The following is a 19,815-nucleotide window of genomic DNA, read 5'->3' on the forward strand; positions in this document are numbered from 1 at the left end:
CTAAATACTGCTTCACAACAAGGAATGCAAATGAAGAAATTGCTCCCCATCCTTATCGGCCTGAGCCTGTCGGGGTTCAGCACACTAAGCCAGGCAGAGAACCTGATGCAAGTTTATCAGCAAGCACGCCTGAGCAACCCGGAATTGCGTAAATCCGCTGCCGATCGCGATGCTGCATTCGAAAAAATTAACGAAGCGCGTAGTCCTTTACTGCCGCAACTGGGTTTAGGTGCCGACTACACCTACAGCAACGGTTATCGCGATGCGAACGGTATCAACTCCAATGAAACCAGCGCTTCCCTGCAATTAACGCAGACACTGTTTGATATGTCGAAATGGCGTGGGCTCACCCTGCAAGAAAAAGCAGCAGGCATTCAGGATGTCACCTATCAGACCGATCAGCAGACGCTGATCCTCAATACCGCGAACGCGTATTTTAAGGTATTGAACGCTATTGATGTGCTTTCCTATACCCAGGCGCAAAAAGAGGCTATCTACCGTCAGTTAGATCAAACGACGCAACGTTTTAACGTGGGTCTGGTCGCCATTACCGACGTGCAAAACGCCCGTGCGCAATATGATACCGTACTGGCGAATGAAGTGACCGCCCGCAACAACCTGGATAACGCGGTAGAAGAGCTGCGCCAGGTGACCGGCAATTATTACCCGGAGCTGGCGTCGCTTAACGTCGAGCATTTTAAAACCGACAAACCCAAAGCTGTTAATGCGCTGCTGAAGGAAGCGGAAAACCGTAACCTGTCGCTGTTGCAGGCGCGTTTAAGTCAGGATCTGGCGCGCGAGCAAATCCGTCAGGCGCAGGATGGCCATCTGCCGACGCTGAATTTAACGGCCTCAACCGGCATTTCTGATACCTCTTATAGCGGTTCTAAAACCAACGCCGCCCAGTACGACGATAGCAACATGGGGCAGAATAAAATCGGCCTGAACTTCTCCCTGCCGCTGTATCAAGGCGGGATGGTTAACTCGCAGGTAAAACAGGCGCAGTATAACTTCGTCGGCGCAAGCGAACAGCTGGAAAGCGCGCACCGTAGCGTGGTGCAGACCGTACGTTCTTCCTTTAACAATATTAACGCCTCCATCAGCAGCATCAACGCGTATAAACAGGCAGTCGTTTCCGCGCAAAGTTCTTTGGATGCAATGGAAGCCGGTTACTCGGTCGGTACACGTACCATTGTTGACGTACTGGATGCCACCACCACTCTGTATGATGCCAAGCAGCAACTGGCCAACGCGCGTTATACCTATTTGATTAATCAGTTAAATATCAAATATGCGCTCGGTACGCTGAACGAGCAGGATCTGCTCGCGCTTAACAGTACGTTGGGTAAACCTATCCCGACGTCGCCGGAAAGCGTAGCGCCGGAAACGCCAGAGCAGGATGCTGCCGCAGACGGTTATAATGCCCATAGCGCCGCGCCGGCAGTACAGCCGACCGCCGCTCGCGCCAACAGCAATAACGGCAATCCATTCCGGCATTGATAAGTTATTCGCTGGCGCTGCGCTTATCAGACCTGTGCCCTTATAGGTCTGGTAAGCGCGGCGCTACCTGTCATGAAGCCGCGCCTGAACGTAAGGCAACGTAAAGATCCTGCTATTCCGCCGCATTCTCGCCTTTTCTCGCTTCAATTTCGACCAGTCATCCTCTATTCTGAAGGCATGTTGTATTTACCACTGGGTCCTGGAAGACAAATATGAAACGGACAAAATCCATCCATCACGCATCATTTCGCAAAAGCTGGAGCGCGCGGCATTTAACGCCGGTCGCCCTGGCGGTTACGGCTGTTTTTATGCTGGCTGGCTGTGAAAAAAGCGATGAAACCGTATCGCTGTATCAAAACGCTGATGACTGTTCAGCGGCGAATCCGGGCAAAAGCGCGGAGTGTACAACCGCATATAACAATGCGCTGAAAGAGGCCGAACGTACTGCGCCTAAGTACGCTACACGCGAAGATTGCGTCGCCGAGTTTGGCGAAGGTCAGTGCCAGCAAGCGCCCGCACAGGCTGGCATGGCACCGGAAAATCAGGCGCAGGCCCAACAATCCAGCGGCAGTTTCTGGATGCCGCTTATGGCAGGTTACATGATGGGGCGTCTGATGGGCGGCGGCGCAGGCTTTGCGCAACAGCCGCTGTTTAGCTCGAAAAACCCGGCCAGCCCTGCATACGGCAAATATACCGATGCGGCAGGTAAAAACTACGGCGCGGCGCAACCGGGCCGGACAATGACCGTACCGAAAACCGCGATGGCGCCGAAACCTGCCACCACAACAACCGTTACCCGCGGCGGTTTTGGCGAATCCGTCGCCAAACAGAGCACCATGCAGCGTAGCGCTGCCGGTACTTCAACACGTTCGATGGGCGGCTGATACGCATGGAAAGAGTCAGTATTACCGAGCGCCCGGACTGGCGCGATAAAGCGACTGAATACGGGTTTAATTTTCACACTATGTATGGTGAACCGTACTGGTGTGAAGACGCTTATTACAAGTTAACGCTCGCCCAGGTGGAAAAACTGGAAGACGTTACCGCCGAGCTGCACCAGATGTGCCTCAAGGTAGTAGAACGCGTCATCGCCAGCGATGAGCTGATGACGAAGTTTCGTATTCCAAAACATACCTGGGGTTTTGTTCGCCAGTCCTGGCAAACGCAACAACCGTCGCTCTATTCCCGCCTCGATTTGGCCTGGGACGGCATCGGCGAGCCTAAGCTGCTCGAAAATAATGCCGACACGCCAACATCGCTGTATGAAGCGGCGTTTTTTCAGTGGATTTGGCTGGAAGATCAGATCAACGCGGGCAATCTGCCGGAAGGCAGCGATCAGTTTAATAGCCTGCAGGAAAAGCTGATTGAACGCTTTGCTGAACTTCGCGAGCAGTACGGTTTTCAGTTGCTGCATCTCACCTGCTGTCGCGATACGGTTGAGGATCGCGGCACCATTCAGTATTTACAGGATTGCGCGGCCGAAGCGGAAATCGCCACCGAATTTCTCTATATCGACGATATTGGTCTGGGGGAAAAAGGCCAATTTACGGATCTGCAGGATCAGGTCATTGCGAACCTGTTCAAGCTCTATCCGTGGGAATTTATGCTGCGCGAGATGTTTTCCACCAAGCTGGAAGATGCCGGCGTGCGCTGGCTGGAACCGGCCTGGAAAAGCATTATCTCCAATAAAGCGTTGTTGCCGCTGTTGTGGGAGATGTTCCCGGACCATCCGAATCTGTTGCCTGCGTATTTCGCCGAAGACGAACATCCGCCAATGGATAAATATGTCGTGAAACCGATCTTCTCCCGCGAAGGGGCGAACGTATCGATTATTGAAAACGGTAAAACGATCGAATCCGTGGAAGGCCCGTATGGCGAAGAGGGTATGATCGTGCAACAGTTCTATCCGCTGCCAAAATTCGGCGACAGTTACACCCTGATTGGTAGCTGGCTGATTAACGATCAGCCCGCCGGAATTGGTATCCGTGAAGATCGGGCGCTGATCACCCAGGATCTCTCCCGCTTCTATCCGCATATTTTTGTCGAAGGATAGATTTTCCTGTAAGCCCGATGCGCGTAGCGCCATCGGGCAATCATTCCGCGCCTTATCCGGCCTACCCCACCTGCACCGACAACATACTTATACTGCCCATCTCAATACCGTCGACCGGGATGGTGATAGGTTCCTTGCCGTCCCAGGCGCCAAGTACATACAGCAAAGGCAAAAAGTGCTCCGGCGTCGGGTTCGATAAGGCGCCCCCTTCATGTTGCAGATAATTCACCAGCGGGTGCTGTTCTACCGGCCCCTGCCACGTCAGGTTGGCTTTCACAAAGTCATTAAATGACGCCGCCCAGGGATACGGTATATTGTCACCGTGCCAACGCACAGTCCGCAGGTTATGAACCACATTCCCGCTGGCCACCAGCATCACGCCTTCGTCACGCAGCGTCGCCAGTTTACGGCCCACCTCAAAATGCCATGCCGCCGGTTTGGTACTATCAACACTAAGCTGCACCATCGGGATATCCGCATTCGGGTACATCTTGATCAATACGCCCCAAGAGCCGTGATCAAATCCCCACGCTTCTTTATCGAGCGCGACGGGAACGGGAGCCAACAGTTCAACCAGACGCTGCGCCAGCGCAGGCGATCCAGGGGCCGGATAATGCGTGTCATACAGCGCCTGCGGAAAACCGCCAAAATCATGGAGAGTTTGCGGCCTTTCCATCGCTGTGACGCCAGTCCCACGGGTATACCAGTGCGCCGATACCACCACTATCGCCTGTGGTCGCGGCAGGGCTTCCCCCAATCGCCGCCAGGCGCGGGTATAATCATTATCGTCCAGCACGTTCATCGGGCTGCCATGCCCCAAAAACAATGCTGGCATACACGTTAAAGACATGATGTTATCCTTACAGGAAAGACATTTTGTTAACATCACCATACGCTTTCTTCACAGAGGAAGAACTCAGATAACTATGATGAAGATCATCAGTTATTTTGAAGGTCAGGTTCGGACGGCAAATTGATAAGGAGTAATGGATGTCAGTACCACTTATTCTGACCTTACTGGCGGGCGCTGCCACCTTTATTGGCGCGTTTCTTGGCGTTCTTGGCCAAAAACCGTCTAACCGCGTGCTGGCTTTTTCGCTGGGCTTCGCCGCAGGGATCATGCTGCTCATCTCGCTGATGGAGATGCTGCCCGCCGCGCTTGATACCGAGGGGATGTCGCCTGTACTGGGCTACGGAATGTTTATTATCGGCCTGTTGGGCTACTTCGGGCTGGACCGCCTGCTTCCTCACGCTCATCCGCAGGATCTGATGCAAAAAAGGCAGCAGCCGCTTCCCGGCTCGATAAAACGCACTGCGATTTTATTGACGCTCGGCATTAGCCTGCATAACTTTCCGGAAGGGATCGCCACCTTTGTCACTGCCAGCAGCAATCTTGAACTGGGTTTCGGCATCGCACTGGCGGTGGCGTTGCACAATATTCCTGAAGGTCTGGCGGTTGCCGGTCCGGTTTATGCCGCGACGGGCTCAAAACGTACCGCGATTTTTTGGGCCGGTATCTCCGGCATGGCGGAAATTCTTGGCGGCGTGCTGGCGTGGCTGATTTTGGGCAGTCTGGTTTCGCCAATCGTTATGGCGGCTATCATGGCGGCAGTCGCCGGTATTATGGTGGCGCTCTCCGTCGATGAACTGATGCCGCTGGCAAAAGAGATCGATCCTAACAATAACCCCAGCTATGGCGTGCTTTGCGGTATGTCCATCATGGGGCTCAGTCTCGTCATTTTGCAGACGATAGGTATCGGTTAAGAGAAACGTCGCGCCGGATGCAGGCCTTTAGCCAGGCAACATCCGGCTGCCCGTCAAGGATATGCGCTATTTCTGCTCATTCATCACGCTGTCGCCTTCGCTCGTCTGGCGAAAACGTTTCGTTCGCGCTTCAAGTAATGCATCTCTGTCTTGCCGAAACGCTCTGCAATAACGCTTCATATGGCAAATATACCCTACTACCACCAGAACGATTAATATTATCCAATACCAGGCAATAAACATCCTTTTTACCCTTAAAATTTAACATCACTAAACATTTAACGTTAAAATTTTACATACCCTTATTTTGACGTATTCATATACTGGCATATTTGTGGAACAAATAAATGATTTTGATCATATAAATCAGTGGTGAAACACAATAATGAAAGAGGTATTAAGCAGAAAACAATGTCGATAAGATCACACTTCGTACTAATTTATATTGTTCTTAAAATATCACACTCCTACTATCGACTCACTCAGGCAATTAAAAAATATTGATACAGAATATACTTTAAAATAAGTAACAGCATCATGACTTATATTTAAAGACCAATCATTTACCTCATTTATTATTCATAAAAACATAGTATATTCAGAAGTATTATATTTAGAAGTTGTATATAAGGAGATATATCCATGTTTGACCAATACCGGAAAACAATACTTGCCGGTGCCGTCGCACTGACATGCGGACTCACCGCAGCCAGTACGTTTGCCGCAGGTTTTCAACCGGCGCAGCCCGCAGGGAAATTAGGCGCAGTCGTTGTCGATCCTTACGGTAATGCCCCTCTCACCGCACTGGTGGAATTAGATAGCCATGTTATTTCAGACGTTAAAGTTACTGTACATGGTAAAGGGGAAAAAGGCGTTCCCGTTACTTATACCGTTGGGAAAGAGTCTTTAGAAACCTATGACGGTATTCCTATTTTTGGCCTTTATCAGAAATTTGCCAACAACGTCACGGTAGAATATAAAGAAAACGGCAAAGCCATGAAGGATGACTATGTGGTGCAGACGTCCGCCATCGTCAACCATTATATGGATAACCGTTCTATTTCAGATCTCCAGCAAACGAAAGTTATTAAAGTCGCGCCAGGATTTGAAGATCGCCTTTATCTGGTAAATACCCATACCTTTACGCCGCAGGGCGCTGAATTTCACTGGCACGGCGAAAAAGATAAAAATGCGGGCATTCTTGATGCCGGTCCGGCGGGCGGTGCTTTGCCTTTCGATATCGCCCCTTATACGTTTGTGGTTGACACCCAGGGTGAATACCGCTGGTGGCTGGATCAAGATACCTTCTACGACGGCCACGATATGAATATCAACAAACGCGGCTACCTGATGGGTATTCGTGAAACGCCTCGCGGCACCTTTACCGCGGTGCAGGGCCAACACTGGTACGAGTTTGACATGATGGGGCAAATTCTTGCCGATCACAAACTGCCGCGCGGGTTCCTGGATGCGTCTCATGAATCCATCGAAACCGTGAACGGCACCGTACTGCTGCGCGTCGGCAAACGCGATTACCGCAAAGAAGACGGCATACATGTTCATACGATTCGTGACCAAATCATTGAGGTTGATAAGTCTGACCGCGTAGTAGACGTTTGGGATTTAACCAAAATCCTCGACCCTATGCGTGATGCGCTGCTCGGCGCGCTGGATGCGGGCGCAGTATGCGTGAACGTCGATCTGGCCCATGCCGGACAGCAGGCGAAACTCGAACCGGATACGCCGTATGGCGATGCGCTTGGCGTTGGTGCCGGTCGTAACTGGGCGCACGTCAACTCTATCGCTTATGACGCGAAAGACGACTCCATCATCCTTTCTTCCCGCCATCAGGGTATTGTAAAAATTGGTCGCGATAAGCAGGTGAAATGGATACTGGCACCGTCTAAAGGCTGGAATAAGCAGCTAGCCAGTAAATTGCTGAAACCGGTAGACGATCATGGTAAGCCGTTGACCTGTGACGAAAACGGCAAGTGTAAGGACACCGATTTCGATTTCACCTATACCCAACATACGGCATGGCTTTCCAGCAAAGGCACGTTAACGGTCTTTGATAACGGCGATGGTCGCGGCCTGGAGCAACCGGCTCTACCGACCATGAAATATTCCCGTTTTGTCGAATATAAGATCGATGAGAAGAAAGGCACCGTACAACAAGTTTGGGAATACGGTAAAGAACGTGGATATGATTTCTATAGTCCTATTACCTCGGTTGTTGAATATCAAAAAGACCGCGACACCATGTTCGGCTTTGGCGGTTCTATTAACCTGTTCGACGTTGGTAAACCCACAGTCGGCAAACTGAATGAGATTGACTATAAAACGAAAGAAGTGAAAGTTGAAATTGATGTGCTGTCGGATAAACCCAACCAGACTCACTATCGTGCATTACTGGTTCATCCAACGCAAATGTTTAAATAAATAACGGGAAGGAATTAATATGTCATCTAAATGGATTACCTCTTTATTTAAAAGCGTAGTATTAACCGCGGCATTGGTCACTCCTTTTGCGGCATCGGCTTTTACCGAGGGCACAGATTATATGGTTCTGGAGAAACCGATTCCTAATGCGGATAAAACGCTGATTAAGGTATTTAGCTACGCCTGCCCTTTCTGCTACAAATATGACAAAGCCGTAACAGGTCCGGTTTCTGATAAAGTAGCCGATCTCGTTACGTTCACTCCGTTCCACCTGGAAACAAAAGGCGAATATGGCAAACAGGCCAGCGAAGTATTTGCAGTCCTGATCGCCAAAGATAAAGCTGCCGGGATTTCGTTATTTGATGCTAAATCACAATTCAAAAAAGCGAAGTTCGCCTGGTATGCGGCTTACCATGATAAGAAAGAGCGCTGGTCAGATGGGAAAGATCCGGCGGCATTTATTAAAACCGGGCTGGACGCCGCAGGCATGAGCCAGGCTGATTTTGAAGCGGCGCTGAAAGATCCTGCCGTTCAGGAGACGCTGGAAAAATGGAAAGCCGCCTATGACGTTGCCAAAATTCAGGGTGTTCCGGCTTACGTCGTCAACGGCAAGTACCTTATCTATACCAAAAACATCAAATCCATCGATTCTATGGCTGAACTCGTTCGGGAACTGGCCACTAAAAAATAAGCAGGGAAACGATTATGGATTTTATTAAGGGATTATGGCGAGACCTACGCGCAAGACCAGTGGATACGCTGGTGAGATGGCAGGAACAGCGCTTTCTGTGGCTGTTAATGGCCATCGCGATGGGAGGATTAATTATCCTGGCGCACTCGTTCTTCCAAATCTACCTCTACATGGCACCGTGCGAGCAGTGTGTTTACATCCGTTACGCGATGTTTGTGATGGTAATTGGCGGGGTGATTGCGGCGATAAATCCCAAAAATATCGCGCTGAAGCTGATTGGCTGTATCGCGGCGTTTTATGGCAGCATTATGGGCATTAAGTTTTCTATTAAGCTTAATGGTATCCATCATGCGGTACATAATGCGGACCCCGATTCACTTTTTGGCGTGCAAGGATGTTCGACTGACCCGACCTTTCCTTTCAACTTACCGTTGGCGGAATGGGCACCGGAGTGGTTTAAACCTACCGGAGACTGCGGTTATGACGCGCCTATCGTCCCTGATGGCGTAACGCTCAGTAGCGTACAGCAGTGGTTTGTCGATCTCTACCAGCAGTCCGAAGGCTGGTATCTGCTTCCGCCCTGGCACTTTATGAACATGGCGCAGGCATGTATGTTGGCCTTTGGGTTGTGCCTGATTCTGCTGCTGGTGATGAGCGGCGCCTGGGCATTGAAACTGGCCAGAGGCAAATAACCTGAATAGATAAACCAAAGCAGAGGTCTGCATTCAGGCCTCTGCTTTTCTCACAATAATTTTACCATTCAGCTTATTCGTCGTTCTTTGAAACTGAACGATATGGCACCGAAGGAATACAAAAAAGCCGATGACATCTCATCGGCTTTTTTCAACCATGATCCGTTCGATCAGCTGGCTTTGCGCTCATGCGCCTGGCGGTAAGCCACCAGATCTTCAATCGTGACCACCGCCATATTATGCTGGCCTGCAAACGCGATACACTCCGGCGCGCGCGCCATCGTCCCATCGTCGTTAGTCAACTCGCACAGTACACCTGCAGGTTTAAAACCGGCCAGCGTCATCAGATCGATGGTCGCCTCCGTATGACCGCCGCGCGTCAGCACGCCGCCCGCCTGAGCGCGCAGTGGGAAAACGTGCCCCGGACGGTTAAGATCGGACGGTTTTGCGCCATCCTTAATTGCCGCACGCACCGTAGTGACACGGTCAGCGGCGGAAACGCCGGTGGTCACGCCTTCTGCGGCTTCAATGGTCACGGTAAAACCGGTGCCGTAGGCGCTGGTGTTGTTTTCCACCATCATTGGCAAGTCGAGCTGCTTACGACGATCTTCAGTAATACACAGGCAAACAATACCGCTACCGTGACGAATGGTTAACGCCATCTGTTCTACGGTCATCGTCTCTGCGGGGAAAATCATATCGCCTTCGTTTTCACGATCTTCATCATCAAGCACCATCACACCGCGTCCTTCACGCAGCGCATCCAGTGCAAGTTCAACACGTTCAAAAGGCGTACCAAAAGAGGAAAGTAGCGTCTGATTCATGGTAAAAAAACCTCATTAACATTATGGTTACCAGAATCAGGGCAGTCTTAGGAGTGCCGACAAGCGGCAAAAAAATAACGTGAGCGGGTCCATGCCCGACTGGATCGTTACCCTCTCCCATCCGGACTTTAACCGTCGGCCCCGGAATTACACCGGATCTGCTGACCTTTTCGCTATGGCAAAAAGCGCTCGCGGGCTTTCAACCTGCTCTCCGCGTTCCGTCACGGCGCGCCGTGATGAGAAATGCGTTAAACATCGCTGATTTACCGCCGGTGGGGAATTTCGCCCCGCCCTGAGAATAAGCGGGTTAACTATAACGCTATTGATTACCTTCATCAACGCCTTTACTCCGTATGACGTCACACAATTCTGGTTTATGGCGTCCACATATCGCACTACAATAAGAGCTAACACTTACCAGTTCAGGGAAACCACAATGATTGACCCGAAAAAAATTGAGCAAATCGCACGCCAGGTTCATGAGTCAATGCCGAAAGGTATTCGCGAGTTCGGGGAAGATATCGAGAAAAAAATCCGTCAAACGCTGCAATCTCAGCTGACGCGTCTCGATCTGGTGAGCCGCGAAGAGTTTGATGTCCAGACTCAGGTCTTGCTGCGCACCCGGGAAAAACTGGCGCTGCTGGAGCAACGCCTCAGCGAACTGGAAGCTCGCGACAAGCCTGAAGAAGTAAAACCTGCGCCCGCCATCCCGCCAGTCGATCCACAAGAGTAAAAACGTGAACGGGCCTGACGGCCCGCTCATATAAGATCTGAATAATGTCCTGCGCCTGTATAAGGGAGCCTGCATTAGTGTTCTAATTCTAACCTTTTCGCCTGAGTCGCCTGCTGGCAGTAAAGCGCGTAACGCTTGCAAAACCAGTCGCGGTGCTCCTCGTCCATATTGCCGGTTACCGCCTGAATATCAACAGGACGCCCCTCCGCCTGCATTCTGGCAAAACTGCGCGCCAGAAAATCGAAATTATTTAATGAATAGACGTTATTGTTGTTCATCAGCATACCCTCCAGTTATTGAATTCTGTTAAGGCTATATGCTTTTTCTAATTTCAGTATTTCCCTATATGTACGGCGGTTTTATACATAACGTGCGCAAATTTAATGCGCAAAATCACAATATTCACCAAAGATAACGACGGATAAATCGCTTTTCGGACTTAAGGAGATATGGGTCACATGATATTGTAACGCAATGAAATAACAAGCATGAAAATTATCACGCGAACCCCCTTCTGAAGGCGGCGACAAGGATAGAAAATATGACCTTATTTGCGGAGTATAACAGCCCCTATCTGTTTGCCATCGCGTTCGTTTTCTTTATCGGCGTGCTGGAGATGATTTCGCTGATTTTTGGCCACTTTCTTTCAGGCGCGCTCGACGCCCATCTCGATCATTATGACGCCCTGTCATCCGGCCCAGCGGGCCAGGCGCTCCATTATCTGAATATTGGACGCGTTCCCGCCCTGGTCGTCCTCTGTCTATTGGCCGGCTATTTCGGCCTCTTCGGTATCCTCATCCAGCATGGCGGGATCATGCTCTGGCAGGCGCCGCTCAGCAATCTGCTGCTGGTCCCGTTGAGCATTGTCCTGTCGGTCTTTGCCGTGCATTACAGCGGAAAAATCCTCGCGCCCTGGCTACCCAGAGATGAAAGCTCCGCCCTCAGGGAAGAGGAATTTATCGGCGGCATGGCGATTATTACCGGCCACGCCGCCGTCGCCGGTACACCTTGCGAAGGAAAATTTACCGATAAGTTCGGCCAGATTCACTATTTACTGCTGGAACCCGAAAAGGGAAAAGAATTTAAAAAAGGAGACAAGGTGCTGATTGTCTGCCGACTTTCCGCAACGCGTTATTTGGCTGAGCGTAACTTCTATGTCTAATTGAGAGGAACTTACATAATGGATGATGTTTTTGGCATATTGCCATCATGGATGTTTACCGCCATCGTTGCGGTTATCGTCTTATTAATTATCGGGATCATTTTTGCTCGCCTCTATCGCCGCGCATCTGCGGAACAGGCGTTTGTCCGTACCGGGCTTGGCGGGCAAAAAGTGGTGATGAGCGGCGGCGCTATTGTGATGCCAATCTTTCACGAAATTATTCCGATCAATATGAATACCCTAAAACTTGAAGTTAGCCGTGCTACCGTCGATAGCCTGATCACCAAAGATCGTATGCGCGTTGACGTGGTCGTTGCTTTCTTCGTGCGTGTAAAACCCTCTGTTGAAGGTATTGCTACCGCCGCACAAACGCTTGGCCAGCGAACGCTGTCGCCGGAAGATCTTCGTATGCTGGTTGAGGATAAATTCGTTGACGCCTTACGCGCTACCGCGGCCCAGATGACGATGCATGAGCTACAGGATACGCGTGAAAACTTCGTTCAGGGCGTACAAAACACCGTTGCGGAAGATTTGTCGAAAAACGGCCTGGAGCTGGAAAGCGTCTCATTAACCAACTTTAACCAAACGTCCAAAGAGCATTTCAATCCAAACAACGCCTTTGATGCCGAAGGGCTGACGAAACTGACGCAGGAAACCGAACGCCGCCGTCGTGAACGTAATGAAGTGGAACAGGATGTGGAAGTAGCGGTGCGCGAAAAGAACCGCGACGCGCTTGAGCGCAAGCTGGAAATCGAGCAGCAAGAAGCCTTTATGACTCTGGAGCAGGAGCAACAGGTTAAAACCCGCACCGCCGAACAAAACGCCAAAATTGCCGCTTTTGAGGCCGAGCGCCATCGTGAAGCAGAACAGACGCGCATTCTTGCTGAGCGGCAGATCCAGGAGACGGAGATCGAACGTGAGCAAGCAGTACGGTCCAGGAAAGTTGAGGCCGAGCGTGAAGTACGTATTAAAGAGATCGAACAGCAACAGGTGACAGAAATCGCCAACCAGACGAAATCTATCGCCATTGCCGCCAAATCTGAGCAGCAATCACAAGCAGAAGCGCGCGCCAACGACGCGCTGGCCGATGCGGTTCGCGCCCAGCAAAACGTAGAAACCACCCGCCAGACCGCCGAAGCGGATCGCGCCAAGCAGGTCGCTCTGATCGCCGCGGCGCAGGATGCGGAAACCAAAGCGGTCGAACTGACCGTTCGGGCAAAAGCAGAGAAAGAAGCGGCAGAATTGCAAGCCGCCGCCATCATCGAACTGGCGGAAGCAACGCGTAAAAAAGGTCTGGCGGAAGCCGAAGCGCAACGGGCGCTGAATGACGCTATCAACGTACTATCTGACGAACAAACCAGCCTCAAATTTAAACTAGCGCTCTTACAATCGTTGCCTGCTGTTATTGAGAAGTCTGTTGAACCGATGAAATCCATCGACGGCATTAAGATTATTCAGGTCGATGGCCTCAATCGCGGCGCGACGGCGGGCGACGTCGCCGCTGGCGGCGCTAACGGGGGAAACCTGGCGGAACAAGCGTTATCTGCCGCGCTCACCTATCGTACCCAGGCGCCGCTGATCGATTCGCTGTTAAACGAGATTGGCATCGCTGGCGGCTCGCTAAAGGCGCTGACCACGCCGTTGGTTTCATCGGCAACGGATGAGATTAATCGCGAAGCAACGGTAAAAGAGCAATAACTCCCCGCTATATCTCCTGTCCCTGGCCATAAGGCCGGGGATTTTTTTATCTTTTTTCCACCTTGTCTGTACAAAGCGTTATGACCAGCAGGCCATTTTGCGTGGGCGATCCAGTAACGCAAAATCGGCGGGATAAAGCCCTTGCGCCAGACAGGCCACTCACCAACAATCGCGATGTCAGCAAGGGGCTGAAACGGGAAAGCCCCTCCCGAGGAAGGGGCTTTAATAAGGAAAGGGTTATGATGCAACAGGTCATCATACTGATTGTTCTGTTACTGATAAGTTTCGCAGCTTACTAACAGCCAATCAGAGGGGGGAGAGATCCCCTCTCACCCTTATTCCTTTACTTTAGGTCGAAAAAAAAGCAGCGTCAACCGCGAGATACGCGTCGAAACAAAATGTCCGACGCGCCTTCAAAATCAGCGCCCGCCGCGTCTGTAACGCCTGATGTCGCGGTTTTACTTCTCGCTCTCGGTCTGGATCTTTTTGATGATATTGGTCGTGGAACAACCATCTTCGAAGTTCAGCACCATGACTTCGCCGCCGTTGGCCCAGACCTCTTCGCTGCCCGCGATCTCTTCCGGCTTATAGTCGCCGCCTTTTACCAGCAGATCCGGCAGAATACCGGCAATCAGTCGTTGCGGCGTATCCTCTTCAAAAGAGACAACCCAGTCGACCGACTCCAGCGCGCCCAGCACGATCATACGCTGTTCGAGCGGATTAACCGGACGGCTTTCGCCTTTCAGGCGTTTAGTCGAGGCGTCACTATTGACCGCAACAATCAGGCGGTCGCCCAATTTACGCGCGTTCGCCAGATAAGAGACGTGGCCCGCGTGCAGAATATCGAAAACGCCGTTGGTCATGACCACTTTCTCGCCACGCTTACGCGCGCTGGCGACGGCCTGTCTCAACTCCTCTTCGGTCATAACGCCGAAGCCGGTATCCGCGCGTCCGCGCACTGCGTTTTCCAGCTCAATAGGGGAAACCGTTGACGTCCCGAGTTTACCTACCACTACGCCCGCCGCCGCATTGGCGAAATAACACGCCTCTTCCAGGGTATTTCCCGCCGCCAGCGTCGCCGCCAGCACGCCGATCACCGTATCGCCCGCACCGGTAACATCATAAACTTCCTGCGCCTGCGTCGGCATATGTAGCGGCGCTTTATTCGGTTGCAGCAGCGTCATTCCCTGTTCGGAACGCGTGACCAACAGCGCGGAAAGGTCGTAATCGGCAATGAGCTTCATGCCGCGTTCAACCAGTTCGTCTTCGCTTTTACATTTCCCCGCAACCGCCTCGAATTCAGAAAGGTTTGGCGTCAGCAGCGTGGCGCCGCGGTAACGTTCAAAATCCGTTCCTTTCGGATCGATGAGCACCGGCACGCCCGCCTGGCGCGCCAGGGAAATCATAGTCTGCACGCTGGTCAGAGCGCCTTTGGCATAATCGGACAATACCAGCGCGCCGATCGATCCCAGCGCCTGGTTGATACGCTCATGCAACGGCTGCGGGTCCACCCCCTCAAAGCCCTCTTCAAAATCAAGACGAATGAGCTGCTGATTACGTGATAGCACGCGCAGTTTGGTAATTGTCGGATGCGTCGGCACAGAAACGAAGTCGCACTTCACATTGACCTCCGCCAACGTTTTGCTCAGCGCGCGCGCGGCGTCATCAATACCCGTCAGGCCGACCAGACGGGCGTTCGCTCCCAGAGACGCAATGTTCATCGCCACGTTCGCCGCGCCGCCCGGACGTTCCTCAACGGTATTTACCTTAACCACGGGCACCGGCGCTTCCGGTGAAATACGGCAAGTGGGGCCATACCAATAGCGATCCAGCATTACATCACCCACAACCATGACGCCTGCACGTTCAAACGCTGGCAGATTTACTTTCATTCCTGTCTCCTGAGAGATTCAAAATTTGCGCGCGATAATAGCATAATTCAAACGGCTACCAGCCACTTCCGCCAGCTTGCCTGCACCAGCGCGCGCTCTTTGCTAAAACACGTCTGCGCCACATGACCGGGAAGCTCCTGCAACGCCAGGTGGTGCAGTTCATCACGCAGTGTGGTGTAGGCTACCGTCAACGCCTGCGCCTCGTGATCATCCATAATGCCGTTTTGCGCCAGAAGCTCCAGGATGCGCACGTTATCAGACCAGCGCGTTAATTTAGGTTTTTCATGAGCGTAGCGCAGTACCAGATATTGCGCGATAAACTCAATATCCGTAATACCGCCTTCATCAGCTTTAATATCAAAACGATCACGATGCTTATTGCCGAGATGCGCCCGCATTTTCTCGCGCATTTCACGCACTTCAGTCTGCAATGTCTTGCCGTCGCGCGCCGTCGTCATGATAGTGCGGCGCACCGTATCAAACTGTGAGGTAAGCTGCGGGTCGCCATATACCACGCGAGCGCGTACCAACGCCTGATGTTCCCAGGTCCAGGCTTCATGCTGCTGATAATCGGCAAACGCGTCCGCTGAAGTCACCAGCATTCCCGCCGCGCCAGAGGGGCGTAGACGCGCATCCACCTCATACAAAATGCCGGAGGAGGTGCGCGTACTGAACAGATGCATAATGCGCTGCGCCAGGCGCAGATAAAACTGCCGCCCGTCGATTTCGCGTTCGCCGTTGGTCATGACGTCCATCGGACAGTCATGCAGGAAGATGAGATCCAGATCGGAACTGTAGCCCAGCTCCCATCCGCCCAACTTGCCATAACCGACAACCGCAAACCCCCGCCCCTGGCGCTCGTCCAGATGCGCTGGCTGACCATAACGCGCAACCATTTGCGTCCACGCCTGCTGCACCACAGCATCAATCATCGCCTCCGCCAGCCATGTGAGGTGATCGCTCACTTTCATCACCGGCAGCGTACCGGCAATATCCGCCGCCGCAATCCGCAAAAGCTGTGCCTGTTTAAACTGGCGTAATGCCTCCAGTTGTTGTTCTTCGTCCTCTTCCGGCACGCGCAGCAAATACTGGCGTAATTCGTCGCGGTAAGCGTCGGTAGCCGTCGGCTGATAAAGCGTGCCGGGGTCGAGCAGTTCATCAAGCAACAACGGATAACGCGCCAGTTGGCTCGCTATCATTGGCGAAGCGGCGCAGAGCATAATCAGGTGTTTCAGCGCGCCGGGAAATTCGCTCAGCAGCTCCAGATAGGTGGTGCGAGTGACAATCCCCGCCAGCAATGGCGTTATCCGCGATAGCGTAACAGCGGCGTCTTCGCGAGAACAGACATCAGCAAGCAGGTGCGGCATCAGTTGGTCCAGCACTTGCCGCCCGCGCGGGCCGATAGGGCGTTTATCCAGTTCCTTACGGAAGTCAGCGATGAGGGTCAGAACCTGTCGCCGATCCTCATCGGCTAAATGCGCCAGCACTGGCGTCGAATCATCCTCCTGTAGCGCATCCTGCCATACTTCACGCCACGGCTCTGAACGTTCTTCCTCCTGCGGGGTATCGGCTTCATCATCGCCAATTAATTCGTTGAATACGCGGCGTACATTAGCCATATGATCCGTCAGTTCGCCAACAAGCTGCGGCCAGTTCTCCGCCTTCATTCCCCAGGCCAGCCGCGCCCGATTCAGATCGTCGGCAGGCAACGTTTGCGTCTGTTCGTCATTGATGCTTTGCAGCAGATTCTCCAGACGACGTAGAAAAAGATAGGCCACGCGCAGTTGCGCCACGTCATTCTCAGGCAGCAAATGCAGCGCAGCGATAGCATCCAGCGTTGGCAGTAACGAACGCGACTGTAGCGACGGCTCGCGTCCGCCGCGGATGAGCTGGAATACCTGCACGATAAACTCAATTTCACGAATACCGCCCGCGCCAAGTTTAATGTTGTCTTTCAAACCGCGGCGTCGCACTTCGCGGGCGATCATCCCTTTCATATTACGTAGCGACTGGATGACGCTGAAATCGATATAGCGGCGGAAAACGAAAGGCCGCAGCATGGCGCGTAATTCACGAGACCAGGCGTCGTCGTTATCGCCCATTAGCCGCGCTTTCACCATGGCGTAGCGTTCCCAGTCGCGTCCTTGCTCCTGATAGTAATCCTCCAGCGCGGCAAAACTCAGTACCAGCGGGCCGCTGTCGCCAAACGGTCGCAGGCGCATGTCCACCCGATAGACAAAACCATCCATTGTGGGCTGATCCAGCGCTTTGATCAGCCGCTGCCCGAGACGCGTAAAAAACTGGGCGTTATCGAGTTCACGACGCCCGCCCCGGGTCTCGCCATGTTCCGGCCAGGCGAAAATCAGATCGATATCAGACGAAAAATTCAGTTCGCCGCCGCCCAGCTTGCCCATGCCTAAAATCAACAGCGGCTGCGGAACGCCCTGCGGGTTACAGGGGGTTCCCCATTCGCGGCAACAGGCGGCATACAGCCAGTCGCGCGCCCCCACAATGAGCGTCTCCGCCAGATGGCTCAACTGTTGTAAAATAGTCTCATCGTCCACCAGCGACAGCGTCTGCGCCCAGGCGATGCGTACCATGATGCGACGACGAAAAAACCTCAGTTCACGCATCAGCGAGGCGTCGTCACAGACACCTGCCAACGCCTCCTGTAACCAGCCAGCATAATGTCGCCATTCATCAGCCTGCGGCGATGCGGATTCCAGTTCGGCAAGCCACTCCGGATGCGCTATCACGCTATCCAGCGCAAAATCGCTAAATGTAAGTACTGACTTCGCCTGCGCGCTAAGCGATGTCTCAGTAAATCCTTCTGGTAGGCGCTCAACAACGGTCTGCCAGTACTGCGATAAGGGTGAAGAGAGCGGCGTCATTTAGGGGATATCCTTTAAATAATGCCGGGTGGCGGCGTTTCGCCTGATCCGGCCTACAAGTCCGCATACCGTAAGCCTGATAAGCGCAGCGTCATCAGGCGCTTTCTACGGTTCTGATTATCGTTTTCCGCTGTGCAACCAGAACGGCTGCTGGTTGATGGCCTCATTACGGAAATGTTCAATTTCAATACGTTGCCCGGTAATAATGGCGTGACGCAATCCCTGCCAGTTCTCCAGCCATGCCTGCGCGACCATCGCATCATAATACCCGGCCAGCAGTAAAACGCTGTCAATATCGCGAGTCAAACGCGGCAACTGGTCGCGATATTTATCACCCAGCGGTTGTCCAAAAACTTTTTTTAATTCAGCAGCATGACGAGAAAGATGAATGTCGGCGAAACGCTTAAAAGAATCGGCCATTTTGGCCTGCGCCTTCGCGTCCAGAAATGGCTGCCAGGCTTTCGTCACCAGCCATTCCGTCAATGCCAGTTTCGCCATCGCCGTTTGCGTACTATAAACGGCTGTGACGGCGGACACCGCTGATGTCATCGTCGCTTCCGCCTGGGTAAATAGATCACGTAAGTGAGCGCTCGCTTTACGCGGAACAATGCCACCAAAAAGCATTAAGGCATGGCGCACTAATCCCATAGCATCCAGCACGTGTTCTTTCGCCGACTCGTCGCCGCGCAGCCAGAGCTCTTCATGGTACTGCCACTGTGACAACGCCAGATCCAGCGAGGCCTCCAGCCCTTGCTCTACCGTGGCTTTCGCGGCAGTCCGCAGAATTGCCGTTGGTGTATTCTCTCGCGGCGCATTCCCCTGCGCCAGGTGATAACCTCGCGCCGCCTTACTCAGACTGCCCTGACGCAAACCGGTTTGCGACAGCAGTTGCTTCGCCAGTTTTAACACGGCGCGCGTATCGCCGCGAAGCAACTCAAGCTCCAGCTCACAAATCGGTTCGGCAAACTCGCCCGCTTTTACGTCGCCGAGATCGAGCGCAATTTCAATCCTGCTGCCGTCAACGTCCAGACACCATTTTTCCCGGTAAAAATCGGTACTGAACAGCGGCTGTACGTTTGATGCCAGGCCAGCGGGCAGGTTGCCATCAGGCCAGACCTCCGCCGGAAGTTGCGTCAGATCCAGCACGGGTTCGCTTAGCGCGACATTGTATTCGGGTCGCTGGTGCAGCCCGCCCGTTACCCGGCCGGCAATTTTCATGGTCATTTCATAGCGCCCATTTTCACCACGAATACGCAGCCCCATATCATGGCGGCGTAGCCAGTTATCAGGCGTTTCGAAGTAGATATTCAGCAACTGGCTGGGCGCATGATGCTCGCCGCCGAGCGTATGAAGATGATTTCGCAGCGCATCTACGGCGTCGTGATTGACGATAAACTTTAATTCGATTTCCTGAGCCATGGCCTTGTACTTATGGGTTATGTCACATCTGGGAAGATTCTTGGCGAACTTACCCGC

18 protein-coding genes and 1 riboswitch are annotated in these 19,815 nt (G+C 52.6%); of the genes, 11 read left to right on the top strand and 7 right to left on the bottom strand.

Translation table 11 applies throughout. The features are described 5' to 3' along the window. Window positions 1–24: 24 nt before the first annotated feature. The 3 genes from tolC (at window position 25) to J4728_RS11700 (ending at window position 3,553) form a co-directional block, all read left to right on the top strand. Window positions 25–1,500, top strand: coding sequence for an outer membrane channel protein TolC (gene tolC / locus J4728_RS11690; RefSeq protein ID WP_072100990.1), 1,476 nt, complete (start codon window positions 25–27; stop codon window positions 1,498–1,500). A 212-nt stretch (window positions 1,501–1,712) separates the two neighbouring features. Beyond that, complete coding sequence (locus tag J4728_RS11695) at window positions 1,713–2,384, top strand: DUF1190 family protein (protein ID WP_000831528.1); 672 nt, start codon at window positions 1,713–1,715, stop codon at window positions 2,382–2,384. A 5-nt stretch (window positions 2,385–2,389) separates the two neighbouring features. After that, window positions 2,390–3,553, top strand: a complete 1,164-nt coding sequence (locus tag J4728_RS11700; RefSeq protein ID WP_000442833.1) for a glutathionylspermidine synthase family protein — start codon at window positions 2,390–2,392, stop codon at window positions 3,551–3,553. A gap of 61 nt (window positions 3,554–3,614) precedes the next feature. On the opposite strand, the gene ygiD is transcribed toward J4728_RS11700, so the two are convergent. Further along, entirely contained in the window at window positions 3,615–4,403 is a 789-nt protein-coding gene (gene ygiD / locus J4728_RS11705; protein WP_001520560.1) for a 4,5-DOPA dioxygenase extradiol, read from the bottom strand. A 140-nt stretch (window positions 4,404–4,543) separates the two neighbouring features. Here ygiD and zupT point away from each other — a divergent pair, with 140 nt between their 5' ends. Further along, window positions 4,544–5,317: a zinc transporter ZupT gene (zupT, locus tag J4728_RS11710; RefSeq protein ID WP_000115871.1), complete on the top strand. Its 774-nt coding sequence runs from the start codon at window positions 4,544–4,546 to the stop codon at window positions 5,315–5,317. Between the two features lie 66 nt (window positions 5,318–5,383). Here the strand turns inward: zupT and J4728_RS24100 are convergent, their stop codons facing one another. Beyond that, entirely contained in the window at window positions 5,384–5,560 is a 177-nt protein-coding gene (locus J4728_RS24100) for a hypothetical protein (protein WP_000469259.1), read from the bottom strand. 399 nt (window positions 5,561–5,959) lie between these two features. Here J4728_RS24100 and J4728_RS11715 point away from each other — a divergent pair, with 399 nt between their 5' ends. Genes J4728_RS11715 through dsbI form a run of 3 tightly spaced genes read left to right on the top strand, consistent with a single transcriptional unit; the run spans window position 5,960 to window position 9,139 of the window. Beyond that, window positions 5,960–7,756 carry an aryl-sulfate sulfotransferase gene (locus tag J4728_RS11715; RefSeq protein WP_208211781.1) on the top strand — a complete coding sequence of 599 codons (1,797 nt, stop codon included), beginning with the start codon at window positions 5,960–5,962 and terminating at the stop codon, window positions 7,754–7,756. Between the two features lie 19 nt (window positions 7,757–7,775). Continuing rightward, entirely contained in the window at window positions 7,776–8,447 is a 672-nt protein-coding gene (locus tag J4728_RS11720) for a thiol:disulfide interchange protein DsbA/DsbL (RefSeq protein WP_000096230.1), read from the top strand. Window positions 8,448–8,461: 14 nt separating this feature from the next. Further along, window positions 8,462–9,139, top strand: a complete 678-nt coding sequence (dsbI, locus tag J4728_RS11725; protein ID WP_208211783.1) for a protein-disulfide oxidoreductase DsbI — start codon at window positions 8,462–8,464, stop codon at window positions 9,137–9,139. 170 nt (window positions 9,140–9,309) lie between these two features. On the opposite strand, the gene ribB is transcribed toward dsbI, so the two are convergent. Continuing rightward, on the bottom strand, window positions 9,310–9,963 hold the full coding sequence (ribB, locus tag J4728_RS11730) for a 3,4-dihydroxy-2-butanone-4-phosphate synthase (protein WP_001076978.1): 654 nt from the start codon (window positions 9,961–9,963) through the stop codon (window positions 9,310–9,312). 105 nt (window positions 9,964–10,068) lie between these two features. Next, window positions 10,069–10,267, bottom strand: a riboswitch (FMN riboswitch). Between the two features lie 132 nt (window positions 10,268–10,399). Here ribB and ubiK point away from each other — a divergent pair. Beyond that, on the top strand, window positions 10,400–10,696 hold the full coding sequence (gene ubiK, locus J4728_RS11735) for a ubiquinone biosynthesis accessory factor UbiK (protein WP_000566824.1): 297 nt from the start codon (window positions 10,400–10,402) through the stop codon (window positions 10,694–10,696). A gap of 74 nt (window positions 10,697–10,770) precedes the next feature. Here ubiK and glgS read toward each other — a convergent pair whose 3' ends face one another. After that, the gene (gene glgS / locus J4728_RS11740; RefSeq protein WP_000928927.1) at window positions 10,771–10,980 is read right to left on the bottom strand and encodes a cell surface composition regulator GlgS; all 210 of its coding nucleotides are present in this window, start codon (window positions 10,978–10,980) and stop codon (window positions 10,771–10,773) included. Window positions 10,981–11,237: 257 nt separating this feature from the next. On the opposite strand from glgS, the gene J4728_RS11745 reads away from it, so the two are divergent. The 3 genes from J4728_RS11745 to J4728_RS11755 all read left to right on the top strand — a co-directional run bounded on the left by J4728_RS11745 (window position 11,238) and on the right by J4728_RS11755 (window position 13,855). Further along, window positions 11,238–11,858 carry an OB-fold-containig protein gene (locus J4728_RS11745; RefSeq protein ID WP_000171738.1) on the top strand — a complete coding sequence of 207 codons (621 nt, stop codon included), beginning with the start codon at window positions 11,238–11,240 and terminating at the stop codon, window positions 11,856–11,858. Between the two features lie 18 nt (window positions 11,859–11,876). Next, window positions 11,877–13,556, top strand: a complete 1,680-nt coding sequence (locus J4728_RS11750) for a flotillin family protein (RefSeq protein ID WP_000342879.1) — start codon at window positions 11,877–11,879, stop codon at window positions 13,554–13,556. 239 nt (window positions 13,557–13,795) lie between these two features. Next, window positions 13,796–13,855, top strand: coding sequence for a type I toxin-antitoxin system Ibs family toxin (locus J4728_RS11755; protein WP_111754053.1), 60 nt, complete (start codon window positions 13,796–13,798; stop codon window positions 13,853–13,855). A gap of 159 nt (window positions 13,856–14,014) precedes the next feature. On the opposite strand, the gene hldE is transcribed toward J4728_RS11755, so the two are convergent. The 3 genes from hldE to J4728_RS11770 all read right to left on the bottom strand — a co-directional run bounded on the left by hldE (window position 14,015) and on the right by J4728_RS11770 (window position 19,758). Further along, window positions 14,015–15,448 carry a bifunctional D-glycero-beta-D-manno-heptose-7-phosphate kinase/D-glycero-beta-D-manno-heptose 1-phosphate adenylyltransferase HldE gene (gene hldE / locus J4728_RS11760; protein WP_000867682.1) on the bottom strand — a complete coding sequence of 478 codons (1,434 nt, stop codon included), beginning with the start codon at window positions 15,446–15,448 and terminating at the stop codon, window positions 14,015–14,017. Between the two features lie 47 nt (window positions 15,449–15,495). Next, the gene (gene glnE / locus J4728_RS11765) at window positions 15,496–18,339 is read right to left on the bottom strand and encodes a bifunctional [glutamate--ammonia ligase]-adenylyl-L-tyrosine phosphorylase/[glutamate--ammonia-ligase] adenylyltransferase (RefSeq protein ID WP_208211785.1); all 2,844 of its coding nucleotides are present in this window, start codon (window positions 18,337–18,339) and stop codon (window positions 15,496–15,498) included. A gap of 117 nt (window positions 18,340–18,456) precedes the next feature. Next, a complete protein-coding gene (locus tag J4728_RS11770; RefSeq protein ID WP_208211787.1) occupies window positions 18,457–19,758 on the bottom strand; it encodes an inorganic triphosphatase in 1,302 nt (433 codons plus the stop codon). Window positions 19,759–19,815: the final 57 nt, after the last annotated feature.

It is taken from the genome of Salmonella sp. 32070601201500089SM, from assembly GCF_017573605.1.
In the GTDB taxonomy this organism is placed as follows: Bacteria; Pseudomonadota; Gammaproteobacteria; order Enterobacterales; family Enterobacteriaceae; genus Salmonella; species Salmonella enterica.